Raw genomic sequence first — 4,602 nt, 5'->3', positions numbered from 1 at the left:
TCGTTTTACCATCCGGGCTGAAGACTAAACTATTGACATCATCACTATGGCTTGACAGTCGATTGTGTTCAGTTAATCCATAAACAACCGACTCCAGATCAACAATTGCTTTTGTACTATTATTTACATTTACAGCCTGACCATATTTTCTCAAATTTTTCCCTGCTTTTAAAGGATATAATAAAGCATCGAGTTCTGCTGCTGAGGTCAAAAGATTTTCTGTGGTGACACTCTGAGCTAAAACCTCTTCATTCTCTGCATGAAATCGCTGAAGAGAAAGAGAAGCTTGCTGCCATTGCCAAAATGCAAATCTTAATAAAATTGGAGCAGCAACTAAACTACTAATCAGCGCCTGAGTGATCCGTCGCCGCCTGCTCTGCTCTTTAAAAAGCTGTTTTACACTAACATTAATAAAATCTCGCTCAAAGAGTGTCATTTCTTAAGTTTGCTTGTGCAATAATCTCAGTTTACTTTGGGAGCAACGCGATTTGGTGAAGTTGGGTAAAAAAGGTGCGATCGCTAATAGACTTATCCATAAATGGTAAGCGCTGATGGTAAAAGAATTTCAGCGATTATATGAACAGGTGCGATCGCTAGACTAAGTATACGCAAGAATAGGACTTTGAGCATAAGGGATTTCCAGAAAATAAACTATTCCATCAGCAATAATGATAATCATTTTAAAGGGGAAAGCTTCTCTAATTTACAAGAACTGCGCCAACGGATTGAACATGAGTTAGCTCAAATGTCTTCTCTGGTAATCTCCTCTTTGACAAGTTATGATTTTATCCTCGAAGCTCTCTTTCATGAAGCTTTATTCTATGCATCTTCATAGAAAATTGGTAAGCTGTTATGCCAGGGCAAACGCATCTAAATATAGACAAATGCTGTTCTGAAAAGTTAATCAAATCTAGATTCCTTGGTTTCTTTACCATGAAGATCCGAAACTTAGTCAAAGCCACGTTTTCCGCATTTCTGGTTTGTTTTATAACCGAAGTTATAAATGTTCAAAATGTTAACGCACAGACCGTTTCGATTATTTATGCTCCCTCATGGGGGGGTTGTCTTTAGACATCTCTAATACTGATGGGAAAGGACCTCAACGCGGAGCACCTGTTACAGCTTATACATGTAATGCAGGAGATAATCAAAGGTGGGTAGGGCCCTAGATGATACTGTTGGCGAATATAATACATAATTGTATTTTAAAGTATTACGTAAGCTAAAACCTTCAATCTGTCGTTGCGGCTTTTAGTTGTAACACTTTTGTTTATACGTTTTCAATCAACAACTTTTTCAGAGAATCAGTTAATACTATAGACACTGATTGCTACCCTCAAAAATTCAGTCATTATTCAACTTATTACAAAAAGGGGTGAAGGGGCTGCGGTCGGCAGCCCCTTCACCCCTTTTAAAATGATTATCATTGTTGTTAATGGCATAATTTATTTTCTGGAAGTCCCTAACACCTCCTTCCCTGGTCGTCCCAGTAAACCTCTGTATCAAGGAAAATCTAATATTCTAGTTGGTGTAAGCTTGGGTGTAGATAAACCCGCAACAGTTGCTGTGGTAGATGCTGCCAACAATAAAGTTCTTACTTATCGCAGCGTTAAACAATTACTGGGTGATCACTACAATCTTCTTAACCGCCAGCGACAACAACAGCAACGTCTTTCACACGAACGCCACAAAGCTCAGAAACAAAACGCGCCAAACTCATTTGGTGAATCAGAGTTAGGACAATATGTTGATAGATTACTAGCAGATGCGATTGTTGCGATCGCAAAAACTTACTCTGCTGGCAGCATTGTTCTACCTCAACTTCAGGATATGCGAGAAATCATTCAAAGCGAAGTTCAAGCCAGAGCAGAGAAAAAAATTCCAGGTTACAAGGAAGGTCAACAAAACTATGCCAAAGATTATCGTGTCAGCGTCCACCGTTGGAGCTATGGTCGATTAATCGAGAGTATTCAAATCCAAGCTGCAAAAATTGGAATATCTATTGAAAGGGGGCCACAGCCAATTAGAGACACTCAACAGGAACAAGCCAGAGATTTAGCTTTGTTTGCTTATCAACAGCGCTAACTTGAGGTGCTTTAGTTGAAATACCGAACCTTGAAAATATAATATAGAAATAATAGCGCCGCAGTTCATGCTTTTCGGAGCCAATGTACTGTGAAAAATCTGGGTTAGTTTGACGGTTGTCAGACCGTTTTGCTTTCTGACCCTGGTAGCTGCCCGCTTCTGATGCTGCTGTTGCAAGACAGGATAGGTGCGCTCCCTGCAATAAGAAGTAAGGCTTATTAAGCCCTAACCGTTCTAGCAACGGTGCGGATTACCGCAGCGGTGGCTACTGAATCACCCCCTTCGTCGGGGGAACCCTCCAAATATTTTTTTTGGCGTGTCGAAGCGGGGGCAAAATCCCTGGAGTCCCGCCAAAACTTTAAAACCCTTATCCAGTCTTGACTTAATAAACTAGCATGTGAATGCATTTAGTTTTTAAATTTTCAGTTCGAGACTTTTTTAAGCAGACCTGCCAATTTATGTGTATGGAAAGCTTTTATAGCAAGGGTTATAGACGGGTAGAGTTTCAACAACCATCCCGGCTAGGGGTGGGTTGAAAGCATTCCCGTACTAAAAACAATTGATTTAAAATTCAACAAAGCTCCCTAATTAGAAATGAGTAATAATTTAGTGAGCTTTAGTCGTTTTTAAAACTTATAATCTCAAAGTTTGACAGGAGGGTTGAAAGGAGCGCCTGCCTAACAATGAATATTTTATTGGGTAATAAATTTGCTTTTGAGCGACATCAATTTGCTAATAGCATCAAGAATGGCTCAAAAGCGTTATTTGCAGACAAACGACAGTATCTTGCGAAATTCGACATTAATTTGCGAACACCGACAATTAATCTGCGAATGTACAATGGGCAGTACCAGACTCGAACTGATGACATCCTGCTTGTAAGGCAGGCGCTCTACCAACTGAGCTAACCGCCCGTTTGACTAATCCTTAACTAATATAGCAAAACATTTCGCGTTGCGCTAGTAGTTTTAAGAAAATCTTTTTTTCTCTTATACTGACTCAGTATTCAGTTACTCAGCACTCAGGATTTAGGATGCCCTCTGGTCGGACGCACGATCGCATTACTATGTATGCTCTGCCGTTCGTGGCGGGCTTTACTTTCTGGCAAACTCGCAGTAGCAATGCGACTTTGTTAGTTGCAGGCGGGTTTCTCTTTGGTGGGCTGATGTTTGGCCCCGATTTGGATATTTACTCTGTGCAATTTCAACGCTGGGGTTTCTTGCGCTGGATTTGGCTACCTTATCAAAAAAGTCTGCGGCATCGTTCTTTTTTATCCCACGGACCGATTATTGGCACGATTTTACGAATACTTTATCTGGGGTGTTTGCTAGCTATTTTAGCAATTTTCGTTTTAGCGATCGCCGAAAGGTTATGGAATCTGAGTTTTACTTGGCAAGATTTGGGGGGAACTGTGGGGCGATCGCTCGTGCAATACGATACTGAATATATCGCCCTGTTTTTGGGGTTAGAACTCGGTGCGATGAGTCATTCTCTGTCCGATTGGGGCGGTTCGGCATACAAGCGCTTTCAAAAACAGGGCATTCGTGGATTGCTTCCTAGTGGCAAAATTAAGAAGCGTAAAGTTACAAGTCGCGGTAGTCGTCGAGCTACAGTTAGCAGAAAGAGCAACGGAAGAACGACAAAGGACAAATGACAAATGACAAATGACAATGTTGATACTTTGGCGGCGTTGCAGGAGTTAATAGAAGTAGTAGCAAAATTGCGATCGCCTGATGGTGGTTGTCCTTGGGATTTAGCTCAAACTCCTGAAACCCTGACCCCTTATGTGATTGAGGAAGCTTATGAGGTGGTGGATGCAATTAAGAGTGGGGATAAAGATGCGATCGCAGAGGAGTTAGGCGATTTATTATTACAGGTGGTATTGCAAGCCCAAATCGCTAGCGAATCTGGGCAATTTTCCCTCAAAGAAATAACTCAGGGGATTTCCCAAAAGTTGATTCGCCGTCATCCCCATGTGTTTGGTGATGTGTCGGTGGCAAGTGTGGATGAGGTGCGGCAAAATTGGGAACAGATTAAAGCTGCGGAGAAAGGCGAAGCATCTCCAGAGACGCAAAAACTTAGTGCGAAACTTGCTCGTTATGGGCGCACCCTTCCCCCACTGACGGCGGCGATGAAGATTTCCCAAAAAGCTGCGGCGATCGGGTTTGAATGGGAAAATATTCAGGGTGTCTGGGATAAATTTCATGAAGAGTTGGGGGAGTTTCAACAGGCTTTAGCTGAAGAAACACCAGAACGACAACAAGCAGAATTAGGCGATTTATTGTTTGCAGTGATTCAGCTAGCTCGTTGGCATAATCTTGACCCCAGCGCCGCTTTGCAAGGTACAAATCAACGATTTGTCCAGCGATTAGAAAAAATGGAGGCAGTTGTTGATCGCCCCCTTTCTGATTACAATTTGGATGAATTAGAAAAGTTATGGCAACAGGCAAAAGCTCAACTTGCTAAAGAAGGGTATTAGTCATTAGTCATTTGTCATTAGTCATTTGTCATTAGTCA

3 protein-coding genes, 1 tRNA gene and 1 pseudogene are annotated in these 4,602 nt (G+C 41.7%); 3 read left to right on the top strand and 2 right to left on the bottom strand.

Annotated elements, in window-relative coordinates; genetic code table 11:
• On the bottom strand, positions 1–436 hold a 436-nt coding region (locus tag ACFE90_RS36560; RefSeq protein WP_375507133.1), incomplete at its 3' end, for a hypothetical protein.
• Positions 437–1,464: 1,028 nt separating this feature from the next.
• On the opposite strand from ACFE90_RS36560, the pseudogene cas12k reads away from it, so the two are divergent.
• Positions 1,465–2,085: pseudogene (cas12k, locus tag ACFE90_RS36555) on the top strand (type V CRISPR-associated protein Cas12k); the annotation flags it as partial.
• A gap of 841 nt (positions 2,086–2,926) precedes the next feature.
• On the opposite strand, the gene ACFE90_RS36550 reads toward cas12k, so the two are convergent.
• Positions 2,927–2,999, bottom strand: a tRNA-Val gene (locus ACFE90_RS36550).
• Between the two features lie 119 nt (positions 3,000–3,118).
• Here ACFE90_RS36550 and ACFE90_RS36545 point away from each other — a divergent pair.
• Together ACFE90_RS36545 and mazG are read left to right on the top strand one after the other, a co-directional pair.
• Entirely contained in the window at positions 3,119–3,739 is a 621-nt protein-coding gene (locus tag ACFE90_RS36545; protein ID WP_375507132.1) for a metal-binding protein, read from the top strand.
• 3 nt (positions 3,740–3,742) lie between these two features.
• Complete coding sequence (gene mazG, locus ACFE90_RS36540) at positions 3,743–4,564, top strand: nucleoside triphosphate pyrophosphohydrolase (protein ID WP_375507131.1); 822 nt, start codon at positions 3,743–3,745, stop codon at positions 4,562–4,564.
• Positions 4,565–4,602 lie beyond the last annotated feature (38 nt).

It is taken from the genome of uncultured Nostoc sp., assembly GCF_964245445.1.
Lineage (GTDB): Bacteria > Cyanobacteriota > Cyanobacteriia > Cyanobacteriales > Nostocaceae > Nostoc.
This window is presented reverse-complemented; position numbering and strand designations above follow the sequence as displayed.